The 21,705-nt window shown below is 60.7% G+C and carries 22 protein-coding genes; 12 read left to right on the plus strand and 10 right to left on the minus strand.

Translation table 11 applies throughout. From position 1 onward, the window contains the following. Positions 1–82 precede the first annotated feature (82 nt). Positions 83–637, plus strand: coding sequence for a GNAT family N-acetyltransferase (locus GM79_RS22125; protein ID WP_035568103.1), 555 nt, complete (start codon positions 83–85; stop codon positions 635–637). 71 nt (positions 638–708) lie between these two features. Here the strand turns inward: GM79_RS22125 and GM79_RS22130 are convergent, their stop codons facing one another. Continuing rightward, a complete protein-coding gene (locus tag GM79_RS22130) occupies positions 709–1,497 on the minus strand; it encodes an arylamine N-acetyltransferase family protein (protein ID WP_035568106.1) in 789 nt (262 codons plus the stop codon). Positions 1,498–1,532: 35 nt separating this feature from the next. Next, positions 1,533–2,402: an SDR family oxidoreductase gene (locus GM79_RS22135; protein ID WP_035568107.1), complete on the minus strand. Its 870-nt coding sequence runs from the start codon at positions 2,400–2,402 to the stop codon at positions 1,533–1,535. A 93-nt stretch (positions 2,403–2,495) separates the two neighbouring features. Here GM79_RS22135 and pncA point away from each other — a divergent pair, with 93 nt between their 5' ends. Together pncA and GM79_RS22145 are read left to right on the plus strand one after the other, a co-directional pair. Then, complete coding sequence (gene pncA, locus GM79_RS22140; RefSeq protein WP_035568108.1) at positions 2,496–3,119, plus strand: bifunctional nicotinamidase/pyrazinamidase; 624 nt, start codon at positions 2,496–2,498, stop codon at positions 3,117–3,119. Between the two features lie 55 nt (positions 3,120–3,174). Beyond that, positions 3,175–4,014, plus strand: coding sequence for an ion transporter (locus GM79_RS22145; RefSeq protein WP_035568109.1), 840 nt, complete (start codon positions 3,175–3,177; stop codon positions 4,012–4,014). A 39-nt stretch (positions 4,015–4,053) separates the two neighbouring features. Here GM79_RS22145 and GM79_RS22150 read toward each other — a convergent pair whose 3' ends face one another. Then, positions 4,054–4,884, minus strand: coding sequence for a phosphatase PAP2 family protein (locus tag GM79_RS22150; protein ID WP_035568111.1), 831 nt, complete (start codon positions 4,882–4,884; stop codon positions 4,054–4,056). A gap of 235 nt (positions 4,885–5,119) precedes the next feature. Between GM79_RS22150 and GM79_RS22155 the strand changes: the two genes are divergently transcribed. After that, entirely contained in the window at positions 5,120–6,229 is a 1,110-nt protein-coding gene (locus GM79_RS22155; protein WP_051719193.1) for a mechanosensitive ion channel family protein, read from the plus strand. 118 nt (positions 6,230–6,347) lie between these two features. On the opposite strand, the gene GM79_RS22160 is transcribed toward GM79_RS22155, so the two are convergent. Beyond that, positions 6,348–7,118, minus strand: a complete 771-nt coding sequence (locus GM79_RS22160; protein ID WP_316930147.1) for an NADPH-dependent F420 reductase — start codon at positions 7,116–7,118, stop codon at positions 6,348–6,350. A 139-nt stretch (positions 7,119–7,257) separates the two neighbouring features. Beyond that, on the minus strand, positions 7,258–9,042 hold the full coding sequence (gene hutU / locus GM79_RS22165) for a urocanate hydratase (RefSeq protein ID WP_081867939.1): 1,785 nt from the start codon (positions 9,040–9,042) through the stop codon (positions 7,258–7,260). A 161-nt stretch (positions 9,043–9,203) separates the two neighbouring features. Between hutU and GM79_RS22170 the strand changes: the two genes are divergently transcribed. Both GM79_RS22170 and GM79_RS22175 read left to right on the plus strand, forming a co-directional pair. Beyond that, positions 9,204–10,253, plus strand: a complete 1,050-nt coding sequence (locus GM79_RS22170; RefSeq protein ID WP_035568113.1) for an alkane 1-monooxygenase — start codon at positions 9,204–9,206, stop codon at positions 10,251–10,253. A 97-nt stretch (positions 10,254–10,350) separates the two neighbouring features. After that, entirely contained in the window at positions 10,351–10,623 is a 273-nt protein-coding gene (locus GM79_RS22175; RefSeq protein ID WP_035568114.1) for a hypothetical protein, read from the plus strand. An 85-nt stretch (positions 10,624–10,708) separates the two neighbouring features. Here GM79_RS22175 and GM79_RS22180 read toward each other — a convergent pair whose 3' ends face one another. Further along, a complete protein-coding gene (locus GM79_RS22180) occupies positions 10,709–11,521 on the minus strand; it encodes a DUF4097 family beta strand repeat-containing protein (RefSeq protein ID WP_035568115.1) in 813 nt (270 codons plus the stop codon). Between the two features lie 215 nt (positions 11,522–11,736). On the opposite strand from GM79_RS22180, the gene GM79_RS22185 reads away from it, so the two are divergent. After that, a complete protein-coding gene (locus GM79_RS22185; protein ID WP_051719194.1) occupies positions 11,737–12,666 on the plus strand; it encodes an MBL fold metallo-hydrolase in 930 nt (309 codons plus the stop codon). 27 nt (positions 12,667–12,693) lie between these two features. On the opposite strand, the gene GM79_RS22190 is transcribed toward GM79_RS22185, so the two are convergent. Beyond that, positions 12,694–13,602 (minus strand): arginase family protein, encoded by a 909-nt coding sequence (locus GM79_RS22190; RefSeq protein WP_035568117.1) that lies wholly within the window; start codon positions 13,600–13,602, stop codon positions 12,694–12,696. A gap of 264 nt (positions 13,603–13,866) precedes the next feature. Between GM79_RS22190 and GM79_RS22195 the strand changes: the two genes are divergently transcribed. The 5 genes from GM79_RS22195 (at position 13,867) to GM79_RS25180 (ending at position 17,724) form a co-directional block, all read left to right on the plus strand. After that, the gene (locus tag GM79_RS22195; protein ID WP_035568118.1) at positions 13,867–14,352 is read left to right on the plus strand and encodes a hypothetical protein; all 486 of its coding nucleotides are present in this window, start codon (positions 13,867–13,869) and stop codon (positions 14,350–14,352) included. Between the two features lie 143 nt (positions 14,353–14,495). Further along, positions 14,496–15,230, plus strand: a complete 735-nt coding sequence (locus GM79_RS22200) for a YebC/PmpR family DNA-binding transcriptional regulator (RefSeq protein ID WP_035568119.1) — start codon at positions 14,496–14,498, stop codon at positions 15,228–15,230. Positions 15,231–15,402: 172 nt separating this feature from the next. Then, positions 15,403–16,539 (plus strand): acyltransferase family protein, encoded by a 1,137-nt coding sequence (locus GM79_RS22205; protein ID WP_081867940.1) that lies wholly within the window; start codon positions 15,403–15,405, stop codon positions 16,537–16,539. Between the two features lie 9 nt (positions 16,540–16,548). Further along, on the plus strand, positions 16,549–16,959 hold the full coding sequence (locus tag GM79_RS25175; RefSeq protein WP_152560143.1) for a hypothetical protein: 411 nt from the start codon (positions 16,549–16,551) through the stop codon (positions 16,957–16,959). Between the two features lie 183 nt (positions 16,960–17,142). Next, a complete protein-coding gene (locus GM79_RS25180; protein ID WP_152560144.1) occupies positions 17,143–17,724 on the plus strand; it encodes a hypothetical protein in 582 nt (193 codons plus the stop codon). Between the two features lie 117 nt (positions 17,725–17,841). On the opposite strand, the gene ftsZ is transcribed toward GM79_RS25180, so the two are convergent. The 3 genes from ftsZ to GM79_RS22225 form a co-directional block, all read right to left on the minus strand. Then, the gene (gene ftsZ / locus GM79_RS22215) at positions 17,842–19,335 is read right to left on the minus strand and encodes a cell division protein FtsZ (protein ID WP_035568123.1); all 1,494 of its coding nucleotides are present in this window, start codon (positions 19,333–19,335) and stop codon (positions 17,842–17,844) included. Positions 19,336–19,431: 96 nt separating this feature from the next. Continuing rightward, positions 19,432–20,832, minus strand: coding sequence for a cell division protein FtsA (ftsA, locus tag GM79_RS22220; RefSeq protein WP_035568124.1), 1,401 nt, complete (start codon positions 20,830–20,832; stop codon positions 19,432–19,434). Between the two features lie 84 nt (positions 20,833–20,916). Continuing rightward, positions 20,917–21,675 carry a cell division protein FtsQ/DivIB gene (locus GM79_RS22225; protein WP_035568125.1) on the minus strand — a complete coding sequence of 253 codons (759 nt, stop codon included), beginning with the start codon at positions 21,673–21,675 and terminating at the stop codon, positions 20,917–20,919. Positions 21,676–21,705 lie beyond the last annotated feature (30 nt).

Below are 21,705 nucleotides of genomic sequence, written 5' to 3' on the forward strand. Positions count from 1 at the left end.
CCGCGTGGTTAGGCATAGCGCCTGCGGGGCCTTACCTTGCGGGCTTATTCACCATCCCTGTTTTTCGCGGCTCCGCGTTTTTATGATTGTACTGGAAGCCTTCACCCCTGCTGATTTTAACCAACTAATAGAATGGGTCGACAACGAGCGGCTGATGAAGGAATGGAGCGGCGCCATGTTCTCGTTTCCCCTCACCGAAGCCGGCCTGAGCTGGTACATCGAGGACTCGAATAATCTGGCCGACCCCAGCGTATTCATTTACAAGGCGGTGGACTCGAAAACCGGGGTCACGGTGGGGCATATTTCCCTGGGCGGCATCAGCCAGCGCGACCGGGCCGGGCGCATCACCCGCGTGCTGGTGGGCAAAACCACCGAGCGCCGCCGCGGCATTTGCCAGGCCATGGTAACCGCCCTGCTGCGCATCGGCTTCGAAGACCTGGCGCTGCATCGCATCAGCCTGGGCGTTTATGATTTCAACCAAGCCGCCGTCAATTGCTACCTCAAAGCCGGCTTTGTGCAGGAAGGCCTGCTACGCGACGTGGTGCGGCACGACGAGGAATACTGGAGCCTGATTGAGATGGGCATCCTGGAAACCGAATGGCACGCCCTGCAAAGCCATAAAAATGCCGCTGCCTAGCGTTTCGCGAGTCCGACTGACTACTAAATCATTGGAATTAGCACCGGGCATCGTTTGGGGCTGTGGCGCGACTATCCAGGCAACGGCCCCGGCAGCCACAGCCCAAAGTTGGTTTTGAGAGCCTGCGTGTAGGCTCCGGCTTCGTCCAGCAGGCTGGTGGTAATCTGGCCATCGGCGTGCCGGATTTTGAGCTCCTGGTCTACGAGGCTGACGCGGAAACCGGGCGCCGCGAGCGTGGTAATGCGCTGTTTGCGGAAGGGCGAGTCAGGCGCCTGCGAGTAGTAAAAATTCATCATCTGGAAGTCGCTGGGCTGGGCCTCGTCCAGGGTGAAGGTGTAGAGACTTTGCCACGCCTCCTGCATGTGCAGCTGCAGGTGGAAGTTGTGCTGCGGCGCGGCCTGCAGGCGGTAGCGGTCGAAAAACTGCGGGTACTCGGGGCCCGCCACCAACGGAATGGGTTCGATGAGGCTATTGGCCCCAAAGCCCAGGTCGACCAGCCAGGGCTGCCCGGATACTTCCACCAGTAATATTTGGTGCGCGCGCGGGCGCAACGGCTGGCCGGCCAGCAGGTTGCGGCCCACCAGGCAGGTCACCCCGAAGCCCAGCTCCTGCAACACCAGCCGGAACAAGCCATTCAGCTCGTAGCAGTAGCCGCCCCGCCGCTCGTGTACCAGTTTCTGCATCAGGCTGGCGGGGTCGAGCCGGATGGGGCGGTTCAGGTGAATGTCGAGGTTCTCAAAAGGAATGCTGAATGCCTGCGCCCGGTGCAGGCCCACGAGGGTTTCGAGGGAGTGCGCAAGCGGGCCCTGGTAGCCCACCCGGGCAATATAGGCCGCTAAATCGATGACGGGAGCAGGCATAAGCAGAACAGGAATGAAGCAGATTTCGGCCCTAATTACGCCAGAAACGATGTATCTGTGAGCTGCTCGCTCAGTTTCCAGAGCTGGCGGGCGTGGTCGGGCGTGTTGAAGGAGCTTTTCACCGCTACGGCTTTCTTCTTGTCGAAAAAGCCGCCGCTGGTGGTGGCCACTTCGGGCGAGGCAGCCAGAAAAATACTGGTTTCCGCCCCTTTCTCCACCGAAATCATGAACGGACGCCCCAGCTGCGCGAGCGTGCTGAGCCAGCCGCCGGCACTGGCCCCGAAATTGGTGGCCACCACGCCGGGATGCACGGCATTGGTACTCACGTTGGCGATGCCGTGGGCGCGCAGGCGGCGGGCCAGCTCCTGCGTGAACATGATGTTGTAGAGCTTGGTATTGCCGTACACCCGCATGGCACTGTAGTGCCGTTCCGACTGAATATCAACCAGATTGGGCTTGGCCATCTGGTAGGCCATGGAGGCCAGATTGACCACGCGGGCGGCGGGGCTGGCCCGCAGCTTATCCAGCAGCAGGGCCGTGAGCAGGAACGGCCCCAGGTGGTTGGTGGCCAGGCCCAGCTCGTTGCCATCGGCGGAAAGCTGGCGCTGGGAGCCGAACACCAGGCCCGCATTATTCACCAGCACATCGAGGCGCGGGTAGCGGGCGTTGAACTCGGCGGCGGCCCGGCGCACCTGGGCCAGGTCGGAGAGGTCGGCCAGCAGCACGTCGATTTTGTCGTGGCCGGCCGCGGCTTTTATTTCGCGCTGGGTAGCTTCAGCCTTGTCGGCATCGCGGGCCAGCACCACCACGTGCGCGCCCATGCGGGCCAGCTCGGTGGCCGTGACTTTGCCAATGCCCGACGTGGCGCCAGTTACCAGGACAATTTGATTCTGAAGGTTGGGCATAAAAAGGATTTTAAGGAGTTGAATAGCTACCTGCGTTAACGTAACTGACGGCGCAATGCTTGGTTTTTCCTTTCTGCCCACGAACTTTCCCCCATGAAAGCCCTTTTGCTCATCGATATCCAGAATGATTTTGTGCCGGGCGGCCGGCTGGCCGTGCCCGATGGCGCCGCCGTTATTCCCCTGGCCAATGCCCTGCAACCCCACTTCGACCTCGTGGTGGCTTCGCAGGACTGGCACCCGGCCGGCCACCAGAGCTTCGCCAGCAGCCACGCCGGCCACGCGCCCTTCGACCAGATTGACCTGCACGGCCTGCCCCAAACGCTCTGGCCCGACCACTGCGTGCAGGAAACGGCCGGCGCCGACCTGCACCCCGATTTGGATACCTGCCGCATAGAGGCAATTTTTCGCAAGGGCATGGCCCCGGACATTGATTCCTACAGCGCCTTTTTCGACAATGGCCACCGCAAAGCCACCGGCCTAGCCGACTACCTGCGCGGCCGCGGCGTGACCGACGTGTACCTGGCCGGCCTGGCCGGCGACTACTGCGTGTACTTCTCGGCGCTGGATGCGCTGGCGGCAGGCTTCGCCACCTTCGTGGTGACCGATGCCACGCGGGCCATCAGCGCCGACGGGTTCCGGGCGGCGCTGGCTGATTTGCAGGGCAAGGGTGCCCGGCTGCTGGAAAGCGCTGCGCTGCTCGCGGACCCCGCCCGCTAGGTAGCGGCGGCCTTACCGCCCCGGCTACCGGTACCGTTCACGATACTACATGCTTATGGATTTGCGCCCGCGCGACACCGAAAAAAACTGGAAACGCACCGGCTACCGCGTCATTTTTGAGTCGGACACCCGCGCCGGCCTTGCATTCGATGTGGTGCTGCTGGCCGCAATCACGCTGAGCGTGGCGGCGGTGATGCTCGACAGCGTGCAGGTCGTCAACGCTCGGTACGGTACTTTTTTGCGGGCGGCGGAGTGGTTTTTCACGGTCCTTTTCGTCCTCGAATACCTGGCGCGGCTGCTGGTGGTGCGCCGGCCGCTGAGCTACGTTTTCAGCTGGCTGGGCATTGTTGATTTTTTGGCCACCGCGCCGGCCCTGGCGGCGCTCATACTCACGGGCAGTCATTACCTGGTGGCCATCCGCACGCTGCGGCTGCTGCGCCTGTTCCGCATTTTCAAGCTGGGCCGGTTTGTGGGCGAAGGCGAATTTATTGTGACGGCGCTCAAGGCCAGCCGATTCAAAATCCTGGTTTTTCTATCGGCCGTGCTCACGCTTACCGTGGTGATGGGCACGCTGATGTACGTAATTGAAGGCGGACAAAATGGCTTTACCAGCATTCCCAAAAGCGTGTATTGGGCCATCGTGACCGTGACCACGGTGGGCTACGGCGACATTTCTCCGGTCACCGTTCCGGGCCAGGCGCTGGCTTCGCTGCTGATGATAATGGGCTATGCCATCCTGGCCGTGCCCACCGGCATCGTCTCGGCCCAGATGGCGGGAACCCAGGCCGCAACGCGTAAAGCGCCGGCGTTCAAACAGGCGATTTGCCACGTATGCCGGGCCACCAACCACCGGCCCGACGCAGCGTTTTGCTGGCATTGCGGCGAGAAGCTTTAGCCGCAATACCAACAAAACGCCGGCGCAAAACAGGCGCCGCTACAGCTGCTTGGTCAACCGCAATCCACTGTAGGAGTGGCCGTTGATATTCAACCCCTGCATCGGCACCATGCTCACGCCCCGGCCCCGGCCGGCTTTGTGCAGTTGCGGCACCAGAATGCCCACGGTAGCGCCCACGGCGTAGCCGACCATGTTGTCGGTGAGAAAGTGCTTGCCGGCCTCCATGCGGTAGTAGCCCACGGCGGCGGGCACGATGGCCGCGGCGCCCCACACGTAGGGCTCGACCGACGAACCGGGGTTGAAGTCGTGAAAAACCTTGGCGGCAAAAAAGGTGGCCGCGGCCGTATTCGCGGTGTGTCCGCCAAAAAAGGAGTTAGTCGCGATTTTGCCGTTGCGCCGGCCGCCGCCTTCGGTGCCGTAGAGGTAGGGGCGGTAGCGGTACACGTTGCCCACGGTCATGGTGAAGGCGGCATTGTTCGCCATCATGGTTTGGAGGTAGAGGCCCAGCACCTGGCCGTAGCGGCCGCGTACTTCGGGGTTCAGGGCCAGCAGGCCGGGCGCAATCAGCAGCGTGGGATAGCAGAAGATGTCGCTGATGGTCTGGGCTCGCTCGCTGTAGTTGCCGGCGGCAAAGCGGTCAATTTTGGGCACGTCGTTGCGGTCGAGCGCGGCCAGCTGCGCGGTGGTCAGTCCCGATTTTTGCTGCACCAGGAGCAGGCCGGTTCCGCTCAGCACCGCCAGGCCGGCGGTGATGGAGCCGTCCTTGAGGAAACTGGTGCGGTAGGGGGAGGACGCCTGCTGGGCGGTGGCAACGGGAGCCGCCCCCAAAAACAGGCTTCCTGAAAGAGCAAGGGAGAAAAAGAGCTTCATAAGCGGGTGACAAATTGAATAGAAGCGCAAACGGATAATTCCGGCCCGTGGTTGACTTCGCCACCAAATAATGAGGCTGAGGAACCTTCGCGGCGGGCCAGCGCAGCGGCTTGACTAAGGGCAGGGGGCACCGGCAGTTGCGTGGGGCAACGCGGGAGCCACGAACCTTTGCCGTCCAACGCGGGTACACCCTGCTCCTATTGAAGTAGCCCGCCGGGCTGCTCCGCCGTTGGTTATGACCGAAAAATTCGCCCTGCTCTCCTCTAATTTTCCTGATATTCTGACGGCGCTGGCCGTGCTGCTGGGCGGCTTGGCAGCCGGCCTGGTGGTGCGGGTCGTGGTTTTTGCCCTGCTGCGCGCCTACGACCGGCGCGAGAGCTCGGCCCTGGCGCGCTCCGTGGGCCGCCACTTGGGCACGGCCAGCAGCTGGTTTTTTCCGTTCCTGGCTATTTCGCTGCTGCTGCCACTGGTGCCGCTACCGCCCAAGTCCTTCGAGGTGCTGCGGCGCGTGGTGGAGTTTGTGCTCACGCTCTCCTTCGCCTGGGGCCTCATCCGCACCCTCGACGTGGTGCAGGACCTGGTGCAGCAGCATTATCAGCTCGGCAGCACCGACAACTTGCGGGTACGCAAGCTGTTCACGCAGCTACAGTTCATCAAGAAAATTACGGTTTCGCTCATTGCCTTCATCGGCGTGGGCCTGGTGCTGATGAGCTTTGAGACGGTGCGCCGCCTGGGCACCGGCCTGCTCACCTCGGCCGGCATTGCCAGTGTGATTGTGGGTTTCGCGGCTCAGCGCTCCATCAGCAACCTGCTGGCGGGTTTCCAGATTGCCTTCACCCAGCCCATTCGCATCGATGACGTGCTGGTGGTGGAGGGCGAGTGGGGCCGGGTCGAGGAAATCACCTTCACCTACGTGGTGCTCAACATCTGGGACCAGCGCCGGCTGATACTGCCGCTCAATTACTTCATCGAAAAGCCCTTCCAGAACTGGACGCGCAGCAACGCCGAGCTCACGGGCTCGGTCTTCATTCACGCCGACTACTCGGTGCCGGTGGGCGCGGTGCGCGCCGAGCTGGAACGCCTCACCGCCCAGCACCCCCTCTGGGACGGCCGCGTATGCAAGCTCCAAGTCACCGATTCCAAGGAAACCACCCTGGAGCTTCGTGCCCTGGTAAGCGCCCGCAACGGCAGCGACGCCTGGGACCTGCGCTGCGACCTGCGCGAGCAGCTGGTAGCGTTTCTGCAACGCGACTACCCCGGCAGCCTGCCCCGCGTGCGGGCAGAGGTGGCTGCCCCCGCGCCCAACCGGCTGGGGTTCGGGCCGGCCAGCACCGAAACCGCCTAAACAAAATAACGGCACTCCCGCACTGGTTTGAGGCAATAGCAAAGGGCACAAAAAAACGTCATGCCTCGGCTATGCCCGGCATGACGTTTTGGTTGGCCGGCTATCCGGCGGCAGTGTGCTACTTCAACAGGATGCCCTGGTCGGCCATTTGCTGCTCCGCTTTGGCGTGGTTGGCAAGGTACTCGGCGTGCTGGGCCTCGGTGCGGGTGCTACCGAGGCTGACGAAATGCGCGCGCAGCTGGTCGGCGGGCAGGTCGGCGCCGTACGACGGAGTGCCGGGCTGCTGCCGCCACGATTCGTGCAGGGTACCATCGTCTACGGCATCGAAGCCCAGCTCCTCCACCAGCGCCATTACCTTCTGCTTGGCGGCGGGCCCGTCGCCGGCTACGGGCAGGGCTATGCGGCCGGGCGTGCCGGCAGCCACGCCCTTGTTCTGGAGGTGGTCGGCGTAGATGTTGTTGAACACCTTCACCACCGGGCGGCCCAGGTGCTGCTGCACCCACTCGCTTTCGGTGAGGTCGCCATGTTCCAGCTCCGGCATCTGGCCGTCGCGCAGCATCGGGTAGTAGTTGCTCGTGTCGATGACGGGCACCTCGGCGGCCACGCCCGCGAAAAGGTCTTTATCCAGGTCGGGAATATTTTTCAGCGGGATGGTAACCACGATGATTTCGCCGTGCTGGGCTGCCTCCCGGGCCGTGGCGGGCGTCGCGCCGGTTTTTTCGGCTACTCCGTCCAGGGTTTCGGGGCCGCGCGAGTTGGCGATTTTAACCGAGTGGCCGAGACTAACGAGCCGCACGGCGAGGGCGCTGCCGATATGACCGGCGCCAATGATTCCAATATTCATACTGCGAAGATTTAGGTTTTGCGCGGCGGCAATGCGCTGCCGCAGCTATAGTAAACGGATGCGGCGGCGAGTTACTTTAATTTCGGCGGGGATTTGTCAACCTGTATTGTGGGGTCACTCAGGCCGAAAACAGAACGTCATGCCTCGGCTGCGCTCGGCATGACGTTCTGTTTTCACCTCTCCCCTACTCCAGTCCCGGAATCTTGGCCCCGCGCTCGCGGGCCACGTCCTGGGCAATTTCGTACCCCGCGTCGGCGTGGCGGAAGATGCCCATGCCGGGGTCGGTGGTGAGGACGCGTTTCAGGCGCTCGGCTTTTTCGGGGGTTCCTGTCGCTACTATCACCATGCCGGAGTGGGTGCTGTTGCCGATGCCCACGCCGCCGCCGTTGTGCAGGCTCACCCAATCGGCCCCGCTGGCGCAGTTAGCCAGAGCGTTGAGCAGGGGCCAGTCGGCTACGGCGTCGGAGCCGTCCTTCATGCCCTCGGTTTCGCGGTTGGGCGAGGCCACCGAGCCGCAGTCGAGGTGGTCGCGGCCGATAACGATGGGGGCTGACACTTCGCCCCGCGCCACCAAGTCGTTAATTACGAGGCCGAACTTCTCCCGTTCGCCGTAACCCAGCCAGCACACGCGGGCCGGCAGCCCAATGAAGGGCACCTTTGCCTGGGCCTTGGCTATCCAGCGGGCCAGCATTTTATTATCGGGAAAGGTTTCGAGCAGGGCGCGGTCAATGCGCAGAATGTCGGCCGGGTCGCCGCTGAGGGCGGCCCAGCGGAACGGCCCCTTGCCCTCGCAAAACAGCGGCCGAATGTAGGCGGGCACGAAGCCGGGGTACAGGAACTGGCCGTTCTCGTCGCGCACCTTTAGGCCGCCTTTCTCGGCTTGGCCGCGCAGGTTGTTGCCGTAGTCCACGGCAATGGTGCCGCGCTTTTGCATTTCCAGAATGGCTTCGACATGCTTCACGATGGACGCCAGGGCCTGCTTTTTGAACGCCTCGGGGTTGGCTTCGCGCAGGGCCAGCACGTCGGTCACGTCGCCTTCAGGCAGGTAGTCCATCAGGTCGTGGGCCGAGGTCTGGTCGGTTACAATATCGGCCTGGAAGCCCAATTCAACGAGCTTAGGCAAAATGGTAGCAGCATTACCAACAAGTCCGATTGACCAAGCATGGCCTTCTGCTTTGGCTTTGTTACACAGTTCTAAAGCATGGCTCAAGCTGACAGCGGCTTTGTCCAAGTATCCTTCGCGCACTTTCTGCTGCACCCGCTCCTCAATCGGTTCGATGACGAGGCACACGCCGTCGTTCATGGTCACGGCCAGGGGCTGGGCGCCGCTCATACCGCCCAGGCCGGCCGTCACGGTGATAGTACCTTTTAGAGAGCCGCCGAAATGCTTGTCCGCCATCGCGGCAAACGTTTCATAAGTGCCCTGCAAAATGCCCTGGGTGGCAATGTAAATCCAGGAGCCGGCCGTCATCTGGCCGTACATCATCAGGCCCAGCTTGTCCAGCTCATCGAAATATTCCTGGGTGCTCCAGGCGGGCACCAGGTTGCTGTTGGCGATGAGCACGCGGGGCGCGTGGGCCCAGGTTTTGAGCACGCCCACGGCCTTGCCGCTCTGCACCAGCATGGTTTCGTCGGGCTCCAACTCTTTGAGGGTTTTCACGATAACCTGGTATTCCTTCCAGTTGCGGGCGGCGCGGCCGGCTCCGCCGTACACAATCAGCTCATCGTACACCAGCGAAACGGCGGGGTCGAGGTTATTTTCCAGCATCCGCAGGGCGGCTTCGGCCTCCCAGGTTTTGCAGCGCAGCGTGGTGCCGTGGGCGGCCCGCACGGTTTCTTCGGGCTTGAACTCGTAGAACATCGGACGCTTGGCGTTGTCCCTGAGTTTGGTGCTGCTAGTCTGGGAAAGGGAATTGGCTTCGAGGTTGAGTTCGGGCGCGCTGGGGTGAGTGAGGCTGGGTGAGGACATGGAAATTGGGTGGACTTGGGTGGGGTGGCGAAGATAGGAAATTGGCGCGGCCAGTTCCCCACCATACAGACCTGGCCCCAAGCAGTGGCCTTACCCCCGGATTTAGTAAGGGCAGGGACAGTATATTTACTTGCTTCCAAATCCCTTACTTCCAGCGCTCGATGTCCCTCTCACTTCAAGACTTACGCTACCTCGTAGCGTATTCCCTGCCCCTCACCGCCGCGTTGGGCCTATGGTGGGGCGGCGCAGCCACTTGGCTCACGGTGCTCTACACCTTTGGGCTGGTGCCGATACTTGAACTGGCCCGCCCACCCGCCCCGGCCGCTGCCAACATAGCCGCGGCCACGGAGCGCAAGCGCCACGCCTTTTTCGACGGGCTCCTCTACCTCAATGTGCCCCTGCAATACGGCCTGCTGGCCTATTTTCTGCACGTGCTGGCCACCAGTAATTTCTCGGCAGTCGAAACCGCCGGGGCCATTTTCAGCGTGGGCATTTGCTGCGGGGCACTGGGCATCAACGTGGCGCACGAATTGGGCCACCGCTCGCGCGACTGGGAGCAGCGCCTGGCACAGGCCTTGCTGCTGAGCACTTGGTACGCCCACTTTTTTATCGAGCACAACCGGGGCCACCACCGCCACGTGGCCACCCCGCACGACCCCGTGACGGCCCGCCTGCACGAGCCGTTCTGGCGCTTCCTGCCGCGCGCGGTGGCCGGCGAGTACCGCTCGGCCTGGGTGCTGGAAGCCGACCGCCTGCGCCGCCAAGGCCAACCGTGGTGGTCGGCCCAGAACCAGATGCTCCAATTTCAGGGCGCGCAGCTAGGGCTGGCCGGGCTGGTGCTGGCGTGGGTAGGTTCGGCCGGGCTGCTGGCCTGGCTGGGCACGGCGGCGGTGGGCTACCTGCTTTTTCAGCTGGTGAACTACGTGGAGCACTACGGCCTGCTGCGCCGCCAAACGGCGCCCGGCGTCTACGAGCGAGTGCAGCCCCACCACTCCTGGAACTCGGAGCACGCCCTGGGCCGCATCCTGCTTTATGAACTCACCCGCCATTCCGACCATCACTACCTGGCTTCGCGGCCCTACCACACCCTGCGCCACCAACCAGCCGCGCCCGCCATGCCCACCGGCTACCCCGGCATGATGCTGCTGGCCACGGTACCGCCGCTCTGGTTTCACGTAATGAACCGGCGCGTCCCGGCCACGCAAGCCTGAGCAGCCGCGTTAAAACCAGGGGCGGGACCTTCCCGTTGCACTACCTGGTTTCACCCCGGCAAGTCCGCCCCTGGCCGCCAGTCTTTGCTTTCCCCTTATGTCCACCGATTATAAACCCATCAGCTGCCACTTCTACGACGAGCTGGAAGCCGCCGCTACCCAGCGCCGCCGCGTCGACCTGCAGTATTTCAACGACCTACGCCAGCTTTGCCTGGGCGCGGGCGTGATTGACACGTTTTTCATCCGCGAGAAAGTGGAGTTCATGCGCCTAAAATCGGGGGAGGAAATCCGGCTCGACCACATCATCCGGCTCGATGACAAGCCCGCCCCCGGCTTCTCCGACTACCCCGATTTCAGCTGCGCCTGTTGAGCCGGAAGAAGCCAAAAACGCCCATCACAATAGTATGACGGGCGTTTTTAATTATAATAAACGCGAGGCGCCAGCTAAACTTGCTTTAATTCCGGCCCTGCACCAGGCTCACGCCGCCGTTGGTGGTCACGGCCTTCACCGGGGCGCCGCCCTTGCCCAGTGTGGTGGCCAGCTCCTTGCGCATGAAGCCCGATTTGGTGACAGGGAAGCCCGCCCGGATGCTGCCCATGTTGGTGCTGGTGAACAGTTGGGCCGAGTAGTCCTTGGGCAGCTGCCAGGTGATGCCGCCATTGGTGGTTTCCACGTCGAGGCCCTTGCCGTCCCACTGGCTACCCGAAAGCGTGATGTTCAGGCCGCCATTCACAGTTTTGCCGGTTACGTTGCCGCCCAGGCCGGCCAGCGACACACCACCGTTCACGGCTTCAAAGGTGATGTCGGACTGCATGTTATCGACGCTGATTCCACCGTTGACGGTGTTCATAACCAACGCCGTTTGGCGGGGCACGAATATTTCGTAGCTGACGCTGTATTGGTTGTCGCGGCCGGGCGCAGTGGCCAGCAAACTGTTATTGGCCGTGCTGATGGTGACGTCTTTCACGCGCTGCTGGGCGTCGGCGTCGCTGCTGGCCCAGCTCTGCACCTTGGCGCGGATGCGCACGTTCGGGCCCGACCAGCCGTGCACAGTGATGCCGCCGTTGGCCCCGCCGCGAATGGTGAGGGGCTGGCCGACGGGGGCGGTCATGGTCAGGTCGCGGGTTTCGCAGAAGCGCTTGTTTTCGGAGTTGCCGCGAAACCAGCTGCCATCGCCGCAGCTCATTTCAAATTGCGGCTCGGCGGTTTGCGCATTAACTGAAAAAGTGACAAGAGCGAGGGCTAAAGCAGAAAAAAGGGTTTTCATGGGAAGTGGTTGAAGTGAAGGAGGAATTTTGAAAATTGTGTTGCCGGACGTGCCAACGGCTGGCAACACAATTTTTGGAGGTGGTTTGTGAGGGGAGTACCGAATAATTATTGATACGTTACAGGCGGCACGCAATTTTTTTCGAGCCAGCGGGCGCCTTCTTTCCACCCGCTGCCGTATGCCTGCTCAACTGCTTTTTCCCAGCTCCTCCCTCTATGGATACTCTAGCCGCCGGCGTCACCCAGCTGCGCATTCAGCGCTTTGTCAATGTGTATTTTGTCGAAACCGGCACGCCCGGCGAGTGGGTGCTCATCGACACCGGCCTGCCCGGCAGCGCCAAAACCATCATTGCCGCCGCCGACAAGCTGTTTTATCCCGGCAGCCATCCCGAGGCCATCCTGCTCACCCACGGCCACCTCGACCACCTCGGCTCGGCCAAGGAGCTGGCCGACCATTGGAACGTGCCCGTGGTGGCGCACCCGCTGGAGCTGCCCTACCTCACCGGCAAGGCGTTGTATCCGCCCCGCGACCCCACCGTGGGCGGCTCGCTGGCCTTTATGAGCCGCTTTTTCCCAGCCCAGCTGCCCAACTTGGGCGAGCGGGTGCAGGGCCTGAATGCCGACGACCCATCCGTGCCGCACCTGATGGCCTGGCGCTGGCTGCACGTGCCCGGCCACGCGCCCGGCCAGCTGGCCTTCTACCGCGAAGCCGATGGTACCCTGATTGGGGGCGATGCCTTTGCTACCTGCCACCACGATTCCATTGCGGCCGTGCTGCTGGACCGGCCCCAAATCAGCCGCGCCGGCACGCCGTTCAACTACGACTGGGAGGCGGCCCGCCACTCGGTGCAACTCCTGGCGGCCCTCAACCCCAAAGCCATTGGTTGCGGCCACGGCCCGGTTATCATCGGTCCCGAAGCTGCGGCCGGCCTACGCGAGCTGGCCGATAATTACCCCGTGCCCGCGCACGGCCGCTACGTGCAGGAAGCCGCCCGCACCGATGCCAGCGGCGTGGAGCACCTGCCGCCCGCTCCCAAAGACAAGCTCCCACTACAAGCCGCCGTGGTTGGCGCGAGCATTCTGGCGGCCGGCGCGGCGTGGTTTCTCACCGGCGGGCGACGGCGTTCCAAATCCAAAAAGCAGTAAGCAGCGCACCAAAACAGGTCCTGCTGGCTACTTTGTCCGGGCCGCGATGCCGGTTAGATACGCCGTGATGATGGTGGCGGCTAACCGGGCGGTTTGATTGTCCCGGTCATAAAGCGGGTTCAGCTCCACAAGTTCAAATAGACGCACTTCGGGCGCGTTGCCGGCCAGAAAGGCCGCTTCCACGGCTTGGCGCGGAGTAAATCCGTCGGCGCTGGGGGCGGACACAGCCGGGGCGTAGGCTTCGGCGCAGCTGTCGATATCGAAGCTCACGAAGGCCGGGCCCGACCGGGTGGCCCGGCTGAGCGCCCGGCTAAAGTAGAGGGCCATGCCATCCGTTTGCACGTGGGCGAGGGGTACGATGTGCGCGTTTTGCTGGTGTAAAAAGGCAATATCTTCCTCTGTGTTGAGATTGGTGTGCAGACCGATTTCGGTAAATTCTGCGCCGGTTAGAAACCCCTCGCGCAGCAGCCGGCCAAACGGGCTGCCGCTGGTGAGGTTGGGGTTGTCCTTCACATCGGCGTGGGCGTCGAGGTTGATGCCGCCCACGGCCCGGCCGCCGCTGGCATCAAACAGGCCGCGCACCGTGGAATACGTGCCGTCGTGCGAGCCGCCGAGCACCACCACGCGCGGGTACTGCCGGAGCAGCTGGCCCAGGCGTTCCCGAATGTGAGCGTGGTTGCGCGGGTGGTCGGGCTGGCGCAGGGCCAGGTTTCCGGCGTCGGCAATGCGCAGGTGGTTCAGGCTGAGGTTGTGCTCCAGGTTGTAGGTTTTGTGGTAGCGGCGCAGCTCCCGGCGGATGGCCTCGGGCGCGCCCGCCGCCCCGGCCCGGCCGCCTTCCAGCACGGTGCCAAAATCCAGGGGCAGCCCCACGAGACATACGTCGGCTTCGGGCAGCTCGGCAGCAGGGCGAATCAGCTCGCGCAGAAAGGTGGGCATGGGAAGTGGGGCTTCTGAAGTGCGAATGTAGAAAATGCGCCACGGGCAATGCCCTGTTGCTTCGCCATACTGCGGCAACGCACAAGTGCATCGTGGCTTCGCGGGTATTTTTCGGCCCGGTTTTTAGGCGGATTCTCATCGCTGCGGTTGGCCCGAAACGGGCCGGCGCATGTGCACCACAAAGTCGGCACTGAGCTTACCTTCGGGGGCTTCCGGCCCGGTTTTCATTCCTGTTTTACCATGACGCTCTCTTCTTCTAGCCCAATGCTCGCCGCTGGCCTGCTGGTCTCGGCAATGTTTGCCCTACCGGCCCTTGGCCAAACGGCCGCCCCGGTTCCCTCCTTTTACAATACCTATCACTACACGGCCTACACCGTGTTCGACAACACCAGCTCCGCGGCGCCCACTGAAGTGCGCGGCGTGGGCGGCTCGCTCACGCTGCGCCCCGATGGCACGTATGAAAAGCACTTCAGCATCGTGGCATCCAGCGGCCCGCACTACTTCAACCAATCCGGCCGCTTCATCCTGGCCGGCGATAGTATCCGCTTCGCGTTCACCGACCTGAAAGGCGCCGACGTGCAGCGCGGCACCTTCCGGTTCGTACCCGCCACCAAGCGGCTCACGCTCACCATTATCGGCTACCCTACCGGCAACCAGGGCGTGTATGAGCTGGTGGCCGCGGCCCCAGCCACCGCGCCAGCCCCCCCCCCAACAATCATCCCGAAAAGAGCCAAAAAGCAGCGTAAGTAGCCCGTGCCCGGCTGCGCATTTGGCTCCCCCCGCCCCTTCTGGCTAACTTGCGGCCCGTTTCAATGAAACGGGTTTAAAACAGTGCCGCGTTTTTTTAATTTGGCGGCACTCTACTCAGCCACTTATTTACTCAGTCACAGCGTATGGGACGCGCATTCGAATTTCGCAAAGGCCGCAAAATGAAGCGGTGGGATAAGATGTCGAAAGACTTTACCCGCATCGGCAAGGAGATTGTGATGGCCGTGAAGGAAAACGGTCCCAACCCCGACTCCAACGCCCGCCTGCGCGCCGCCATGCAAAACGCCAAAGGCGTGAACATGCCCAAGGACCGGGTGGAAGCCGCCATCAAGCGGGCCAGCAGCAAGGAAGAAAAGGACTACGCCGAAGTGGTGTACGAGGGCTATCTGCCCCACGGCGTAGCCATCGTTATCGAAACCGCGACCGACAACCCCACCCGCACGGTGTCCAACGTGCGCCTGATTTTCAACCGCAACGACGGCACGCTGGGCACGGCCGGCTCTTCCGACTACACCTTCACCCGCAAGGGCGTGTTCAAGCTCGCCGCCGAAGGGCTCGACCGCGACGAGCTGGAATTGGAACTCATCGATTTCGGCGCCGAGGACGTGTACGAAACCACCGAAGAGGACGAGCACAACGCCGAGCACAAGTACATCGTGGTCGAAACCGCCTTCACCGACTTTGGCCAGATGCAGAAAGCCCTGGAGGCGCAAGGCCGCCACGTGGTGAGCGTGAACCTGCAGCGCGTGCCCAACACCACCGTTTCGCTCACCGACGAGCAAATGGAGGAAGTAATGACCATCATCGAGAAATTCGAGGACGATGAAGACGTGCAGGCCGTGTACCACACCTTGGGCTAAGCAACTCATCCTGCTGAATCCGGGTCAGAAATAACGTCCTGCTGAGCGCCGCCCAAGCCTTCTCCCGCGCCACTAACTAAACTTAGTTTCCGGTAGCGGTTCTTCGGCGGCACTGAGCAGGACGTTCCGGCTTTTACAACGCTGGTCCGCCGGCCTTTCCGCTCCATATCTCATGCCCGCTGCTGACTTTTCTGCCCCCGCAGTCACGCCGGCTACCTCTGGTATGGAGCCGGCCCGCGGCTACCTGCCGGCGCTCACCGGGCTGCGGGCTGTGGCAGCCTGGCTGGTGTTTTTCAACCATTATCCGCTGGGGCCGCTGCCAGCACCCGGCCTGGCCCGTGCCTTCCAGTACCTGGTTGACGAAGCCCACGGCCTGCCGCTGCTTTTGTTGCTGAGTGGTTTTCTTATTGCGCTACGCTACGACTCCGGTACGGCCGATTTTCGGCCCCAAAAAGGCTGGCGGCGCTACCTGTGGGGACGGCTGGCGCGCATCTATCCGCTGTATGCACTGCTCACGCTGGCCACGTTTGCACTGCTCTGGCATTGGGGTTCGCCGCAGGTCACGCCGGGCATCCTGGCGCTCAACCTCACGTTGCTGCGCGGCTTTTTTGATGAGTACAAGTTCACGGGAATCGGTCAGGCGTGGTCACTGGCCTTGTTTGAAGGGTTTTACCTGGCCGCGCCGTTTGTGCTGGGGCTATGGCGGCGCGGGTTGCCATTGTGGCTACAGCCGCTACTGCTGCTGGGGCTGGGCACGGGCTTGGTCGCCGGGCTGGCCCCGCTGAACTGGCACGGCCTATTTGGGTCTTACCCGTTCATGCTCAGCTATACCTTTTTCGGGCACAGCCTGGAATTTTTCGTGGGCATCTGGTTGGCCCGGCGCTACCAATCCGGCCGCCTGGGCACCCCGGCGGGCGTTTGGCGCACAGCCGGTGGCATCTTGCTGTATCTCAGTGTCACCGCGGCTTTAGCTGTTACGCAGGCTCAGTTTCACAACCCCGAGCATCCCCTCACGCTGGTGCTGAATCTGGTGGGGCTGCCGGCGGCGGGAGGCTTATTGTTCGCCGGGTTACTCAGCGAGAATTCCGGGTTTCGCAAGCTGCTCAGTGGCGGGCTGTTTCAAAAAATGGGGCGCAGTTCTTACGCCTTTTATCTCTTGCACGCCGGACCATTATCATTCTGGGTTTATGACTGGCTGCCCGGTTTGTGGTGGGTTCAGTTGGTGGCAGTTCAGGTTGTTTCTTATATTATTTACCGAGTGATAGATCTGCCCGCCATTCGGCTATTCTATCCTCACAAAACAGCTTAACCGCATATTATGCCAGCATCGGATTCAGAACTATTCGTGCATATAAACCGGAAGTTTGCAGCAGTTAATGCTTCTATGGCAGCACTTGAACAGCAACTTTATGAGGCTAGCGAAACCAAGCGCAGTAGTTACATCGCGGCCACGAATCAAAAGTGTTATTCGCTTTTTCGCTGGTTTCGAAAGTTCAGAACGCCCAAGCTAAGACGACCATTCTGGAATAAGCTGAACATGGCAATAGAGTTAAGAACTGCTTTGGAAACCCCGCGGCCTTCGCGCGGCACAGTGTTACCTATTTTAGATTTATTCGTGCTAAACACGGCAATCGAAATAGCCCGCATGCAAGCAAAAGGAGAAATAATACGTCAGCTCACCGAATTGCAGCAATCATTAGCTGCACTCAGGGAGAGCACAACCGCTTGATGTAACGGGCCAGTCAAAACCCGTACTTGAGAAGGAGTCGTATAGTTATGGCAAAATAAAAAGGCACAAAAAAGGGCTGATTCAATCGTAGCACCACCTTTTTTGTATAAATTCTACAGACCAACAAAACAACAGTACCTTCACGCTGCCCCATCATCCACCCTTGATTAATTCAATAGAAACATGCGTTACTTATTACTAGCTATTGCTATTTTCTTCACCTCATTCAGAGCGAAAGCCCAAACCGAGACAGTTAGTAACGGGGCAGTAAAACTAGGAATAGGTGTCGGCTACAATGACACAAACCAGGAAAAAGGACTGGGAATCATTTCATCCATCGGGTACCAGCAATCATTTGGACTGAAAAGCAGATTTCGGGTAAATCCCAATCTATTATTTGGCAGTTTTTCGTCGGTGGGCCTAACAGACACTCGTGACCAGTATTATCAAATGAATGCGTTACAGGTTGTCCTTGCGTATGACTTCATTCGCTTCAAGTCGGTTTCACTTTTTGTATCAACCGGCGGTTCGTTCACTTATTCGAAGGGACTGTTTGGCACCGGCGATGAGCTTGAAAAACCGGGTACTACCTCGCGCTATTTCAACAACCTGTACTTCGGTGGACTTGCAGGCCTGGGCTTTAGAATCAGTCCACAAAGCAGTCGGGTTGCTTATGAAATAAAACCCATTAATTTAGGGTTTGGCAGCAGCGGCTTTTTACTTGCAAATCCAATGATAGGCATTGATTTTAGACTCAAAAAATAATTACGTGAGATAGACTTCAATAATTTCGAATTACGCAACGCGACACGTTTCAACGCAATAAAAAAGCCCTTGCCAAAAATTTAGCGAGGGCTTTTTTATCAAATATTATGGCACTAGCTAATCCACATTATCGTGCAAGAAGCGGTTGTCTCCCAGCAGCTCATTATCATCCGACAAATTAAACCGCGAGATGTTCTGGGCCGAGCTGGGCTCCACATTCTCCAGTTTCACCTGCCGACGCAGGTAGGCTGGGGTGTCGTACTGGCTCACGGCTTCGGGGGGCAGGCCATTGCTTAGCTCCTGCAGGCGGCGGCGGCGCTCCAGCGCCTGCGCGTCCATTGACGGGCGCGTCCGGTTTTCAGGAGTCGGCACATGCACCGCACTCGTAGTTAACACGGGCTCGGTAGGAGCACCGGCCGGAATCCCAGCCAATGGCGGCGCATTATGTGCCGAAGGACCATTCAAATCGAAGGTGACGCGGGCAGGCTCAGAAGCAGAGCCGCCGAAGCTGGGCACGAAAGGAGCCGCACTAGCGCTTGCTGCGACGGGAGCCACCGGCGTCGGAGCGGCGTCGGGTGCGGCCGCAGCGGCTGGTGCTTGTTCTGAGTTGCTAATGCTGGCAACTGGCGTGCTGATGGAGTGCGCCTCGCGGGCAAAACCTGTGGCAATCACCGTCACCCGAATACTCTGGCCCAACGACTCGTCGATACCGTGGCCGAAAATCATTTCCGCGTCCTGACCCGCTTTTTCCTGGATGTAGGCGGTAATTTCCGTCAGCTCGTCCATTTCCAGCTCGTGCTCGGCACCCGACATGATGGAGAGCAGAATACGCTGCGCGCCATGGATGTCGGTGTTGTTGAGTAGCGGCGAGTTCAGGGCTTCCTCGGCGGCGCGGCGGGCGCGGTTTTCGCCATCGGTCACGCTGCTGCCCATTACGGCGGCCCCGCTGTCCTTCATCACCGTTTTCACGTCCTCGAAGTCCACGTTCACATCGGCCGTCACCGTGATGATTTCGGCAATCGACTTGGCAGCCGTGGTCAACACGGTATCAGCTTTGGCGAAGGCGGCGCCCATGGTCAGGTTGCCGTAAATCTGGGGCAGCTTGTCGTTGAGAATCACCAGCACGGTATCGCAGTGCTCACTCAGCGCCTTGATGCCTTCTTCGGCCTGCAAGCGCTTCTTCTTGCCCTCAAACATGAACGGCGCCGTGACGATGCCCACCGTGAGAATGCCCAGTTCCTGCGCCACCTGCGCGATTACGGGAGCCGCACCGGTACCGGTGCCGCCGCCCATGCCCGCCGTGATAAACAGCATTTTGGTACCCTGATTGAGCAAATCGCGGATTTGCTCCTTGCTTTCCAGGGCGGCCTGACGGCCCCGCTCGGGCTTGGCGCCCGCACCGAGGCCTTCGGTCAGGTCTACGCCAATTTGGAGCTTGTTGGGTACCGTGGAGCTTTGCAGCGCTTGGTGGTCGGTATTGCAAATGATAAACTCCACGTCCTTGATGCCCTGCTTGTGCATGTGCTTCACGGCATTGGAGCCACCACCACCCACCCCAATCACCTTAATGATTGACTTGTTCTGGGCAGGAATGTCGAATTTGTAATTCATAATTTTTGAGTTATGAGTTTTGAATTATGAGTTATGAGTTACGGAATAGCACGTTCGCCAACTCCTAACCCACAACTCATAACTCATAACTAAGCGCTAGTAGGATTTATCGTCGTAATCGTCAATCAGCAGCCCTTTGGTGCGGGTGATGATGTCCTTGAAGAAGCGGCTGGCGGCACCGGGCTCCTTGACTTTAACAGGAACTGGCGCGGGCACCGGAGCGGCCGGCGCCACGGCGCGCACCTCCACCGGTGCCGAAACCGGAACCGGCGCAGCCGCCTGAGGAGCATAGTAAGCCGGAATAACCTGCTCTTCCTGCTCGTAGGGAGCACGCGAGTTGCGCTCGTCGAGCGAATGGTAGCCAGACAGCACCAGGCCCACGGTGGTTGCGTACATCGGCGATTTCACGGCCTCAATACGGCTTTTGCCGAGGTGCTGGTTAGGGTAGCCAATGCGCGTGTCCAGACCGGTGATGTACTCGGTGAGCTGCTCCAGGTTTTGCAGCTGCGAGCCGCCACCCGTCAGCACGATGCCGGCTGAGAGCTTGTCGTGCAAGCCCATGCGGTAGATTTCAGCGTACACCAGCTCCATGATTTCCGACATGCGGGCCTCAATGATATAAGCAAGGTTCTTGAGCGACACTTCTTTGGGTGGGCGGTTGGGCAGGCCGGGAATGCTCACGATTTCGTGGTCGCTGGCTTCCTGGGCAATGGCTTTGCCAAATTTCACCTTCAGCTGCTCGGCCTGACCGGGGGCCACGTTGCAGCCCGCCTTAATGTCCTGCGTGATGATGTTGCCGCCAAAGGGCAGCACCGCCGCGTGGCGGATGATGCCATCCTTAAAGACGGCCAGGTCGGTGGTGCCGCCGCCAATGTCAATCAGCGCCACGCCGGCCTCCTTTTCCTCCTCGGAAAGGATGGACATGCTGCTGGCCAGGGGCTCCAGAATCAGGTCGGCAATTTCGAGGCCGGCCTTGGTTACGCACTTGTTGATGTTGTTGATGGCCGTGCTTTGGGCCGTGATGATGTGGAAGTTGCCTTCCAGGCGCACGCCTTCGTAGCCCACGGGGTCAGCGATGCCTTCCTCGTAGTCCACTTTATAGTCCTGCGGCATCACGTGAATGATTTGCGAACCGGGCTGGGTCACGAGGCGGTACATGTCCTGCGTGAGGCGGTTCACGTCATCGGGCCCGATGGTATCGTGCGAGTTGCGCGTGATGCTGCCGTTGTGCTGCAGGCTCTTGATGTGCTGGCCCGCGATGCCCACGTTTACCAGTCCAATGCTAATTCCGGACTGCTCTTCGGCCTGCCGAATGGCCCGTTTGATGGCGTCAACAGTCTTGTCAATATTGAGGACGATGCCCCGCGAAACCCCTTCCGACACAGCTTTGCCCATGCCCAGGATTTCAAGTTTTCCGAATTCATTTTTACGGCCCACGAGGGCGCAGATTTTTGTGGTACCAATGTCGAGCCCGACGACGATTTTGTCTTGTTGCATAGAAGCGGTGCTGGCGAGCGTGAGGGAAGCTGGGGTGTGGAAGTTAAAAATTATTGACCTAACGGTCTATTTTTCAGCGAAATACTATTCGCAAATGATTTGATTTTGGTATTCGACGTTTACGCGGTGGTAGGTATCCCACCCCAAAACTGACGGTATTTGCCGGTAAAATACCATAAGCTTAGCGAATTTTTCGGAAATATTTTCCGGCTTGCCGAATTCAATCCGCTGGTCGCCCACTTGCTGCGTAAACGAAAGCTTGCCGCCCGGCTCAACAAAGACCTCCGAAACCTGGGCTTTCCAGAAATCGTGTTCGTCGACATAGCGCAAAAACTCCAGATAGCGCCGCCCGGTGCTATCCTGGAAAAATCCAGTTGGCAGGCTGGCGCCGTTGGGCCGGGCCACCGTGGCCACGCGGGCCGTGAAAAGCGGCGAAAGTGGCAAGGTGTGGCCCTCGGCGTCCACGTAGGTATCGAGGCGGGTGTCGGGATGGGTGAGGCGGGCAATGGGGCGGTTCTGGCGCACGTCGGCGTGCAGATTGCCCGCGAGGTCGCGGTACACCTGGGCTTCGCGCACGAAGGGATGCGCCCGCACCCGCGCTTCGAGCTCGGCCAGCCGGGGACCTTCGGGCAGGGTGCCCACCACGGGCTGGACGCCGCCCTTGGTCAGCAAAGCCGTGACGCCGCGCTCGCTGATAAAGTAATTATCGAATTCGTTGGCAATTTTCACGCTCACCGTGCCCACGGGGCGGTTGGCTTGGTGCAGGGCGGCAAAAATGCCGAGCCCTCCCAGCACCAGCAGGCAGGCCGCAGCAACGAGCAAATTTCTAACGGTACGTTCCAAATCTAGAGGATGAGGGGAGTGGGGGGAGTT

It is taken from the genome of Hymenobacter sp. IS2118 (assembly GCF_000715495.1).
Classification (GTDB): domain Bacteria; phylum Bacteroidota; class Bacteroidia; order Cytophagales; family Hymenobacteraceae; genus Hymenobacter.

Excerpts from the sequence above, each read along its gene's own strand:
- GM79_RS22195 (WP_035568118.1), top strand. The coding sequence starts at position 13,867 with ATGCTCGCCGCTGGCCTGCTGGTCTCGGCAATGTTTGCCCTACCGGCC.
- GM79_RS22175 (WP_035568114.1), top strand. The coding sequence starts at position 10,351 with ATGTCCACCGATTATAAACCCATCAGCTGCCACTTCTACGACGAGCTG.
- GM79_RS22190 (WP_035568117.1), bottom strand. The coding sequence starts at position 13,602 with ATGCCCACCTTTCTGCGCGAGCTGATTCGCCCTGCTGCCGAGCTGCCC.
- hutU (WP_081867939.1), bottom strand. The coding sequence starts at position 9,042 with ATGTCCTCACCCAGCCTCACTCACCCCAGCGCGCCCGAACTCAACCTC.
- GM79_RS22125 (WP_035568103.1), top strand. The coding sequence starts at position 83 with ATGATTGTACTGGAAGCCTTCACCCCTGCTGATTTTAACCAACTAATA.
- GM79_RS22135 (WP_035568107.1), bottom strand. The coding sequence starts at position 2,402 with ATGCCCAACCTTCAGAATCAAATTGTCCTGGTAACTGGCGCCACGTCG.
- GM79_RS22145 (WP_035568109.1), top strand. The coding sequence starts at position 3,175 with ATGGATTTGCGCCCGCGCGACACCGAAAAAAACTGGAAACGCACCGGC.
- GM79_RS25180 (WP_152560144.1), top strand. The coding sequence starts at position 17,143 with ATGCGTTACTTATTACTAGCTATTGCTATTTTCTTCACCTCATTCAGA.
- GM79_RS22205 (WP_081867940.1), top strand. The coding sequence starts at position 15,403 with ATGCCCGCTGCTGACTTTTCTGCCCCCGCAGTCACGCCGGCTACCTCT.
- ftsA (WP_035568124.1), bottom strand. The coding sequence starts at position 20,832 with ATGCAACAAGACAAAATCGTCGTCGGGCTCGACATTGGTACCACAAAA.
- GM79_RS25175 (WP_152560143.1), top strand. The coding sequence starts at position 16,549 with ATGCCAGCATCGGATTCAGAACTATTCGTGCATATAAACCGGAAGTTT.
- GM79_RS22155 (WP_051719193.1), top strand. The coding sequence starts at position 5,120 with ATGACCGAAAAATTCGCCCTGCTCTCCTCTAATTTTCCTGATATTCTG.
- GM79_RS22200 (WP_035568119.1), top strand. The coding sequence starts at position 14,496 with ATGGGACGCGCATTCGAATTTCGCAAAGGCCGCAAAATGAAGCGGTGG.
- ftsZ (WP_035568123.1), bottom strand. The coding sequence starts at position 19,335 with ATGAATTACAAATTCGACATTCCTGCCCAGAACAAGTCAATCATTAAG.
- GM79_RS22170 (WP_035568113.1), top strand. The coding sequence starts at position 9,204 with ATGTCCCTCTCACTTCAAGACTTACGCTACCTCGTAGCGTATTCCCTG.
- GM79_RS22185 (WP_051719194.1), top strand. The coding sequence starts at position 11,737 with ATGGATACTCTAGCCGCCGGCGTCACCCAGCTGCGCATTCAGCGCTTT.
- pncA (WP_035568108.1), top strand. The coding sequence starts at position 2,496 with ATGAAAGCCCTTTTGCTCATCGATATCCAGAATGATTTTGTGCCGGGC.
- GM79_RS22180 (WP_035568115.1), bottom strand. The coding sequence starts at position 11,521 with ATGAAAACCCTTTTTTCTGCTTTAGCCCTCGCTCTTGTCACTTTTTCA.
- GM79_RS22130 (WP_035568106.1), bottom strand. The coding sequence starts at position 1,497 with ATGCCTGCTCCCGTCATCGATTTAGCGGCCTATATTGCCCGGGTGGGC.
- GM79_RS22150 (WP_035568111.1), bottom strand. The coding sequence starts at position 4,884 with ATGAAGCTCTTTTTCTCCCTTGCTCTTTCAGGAAGCCTGTTTTTGGGG.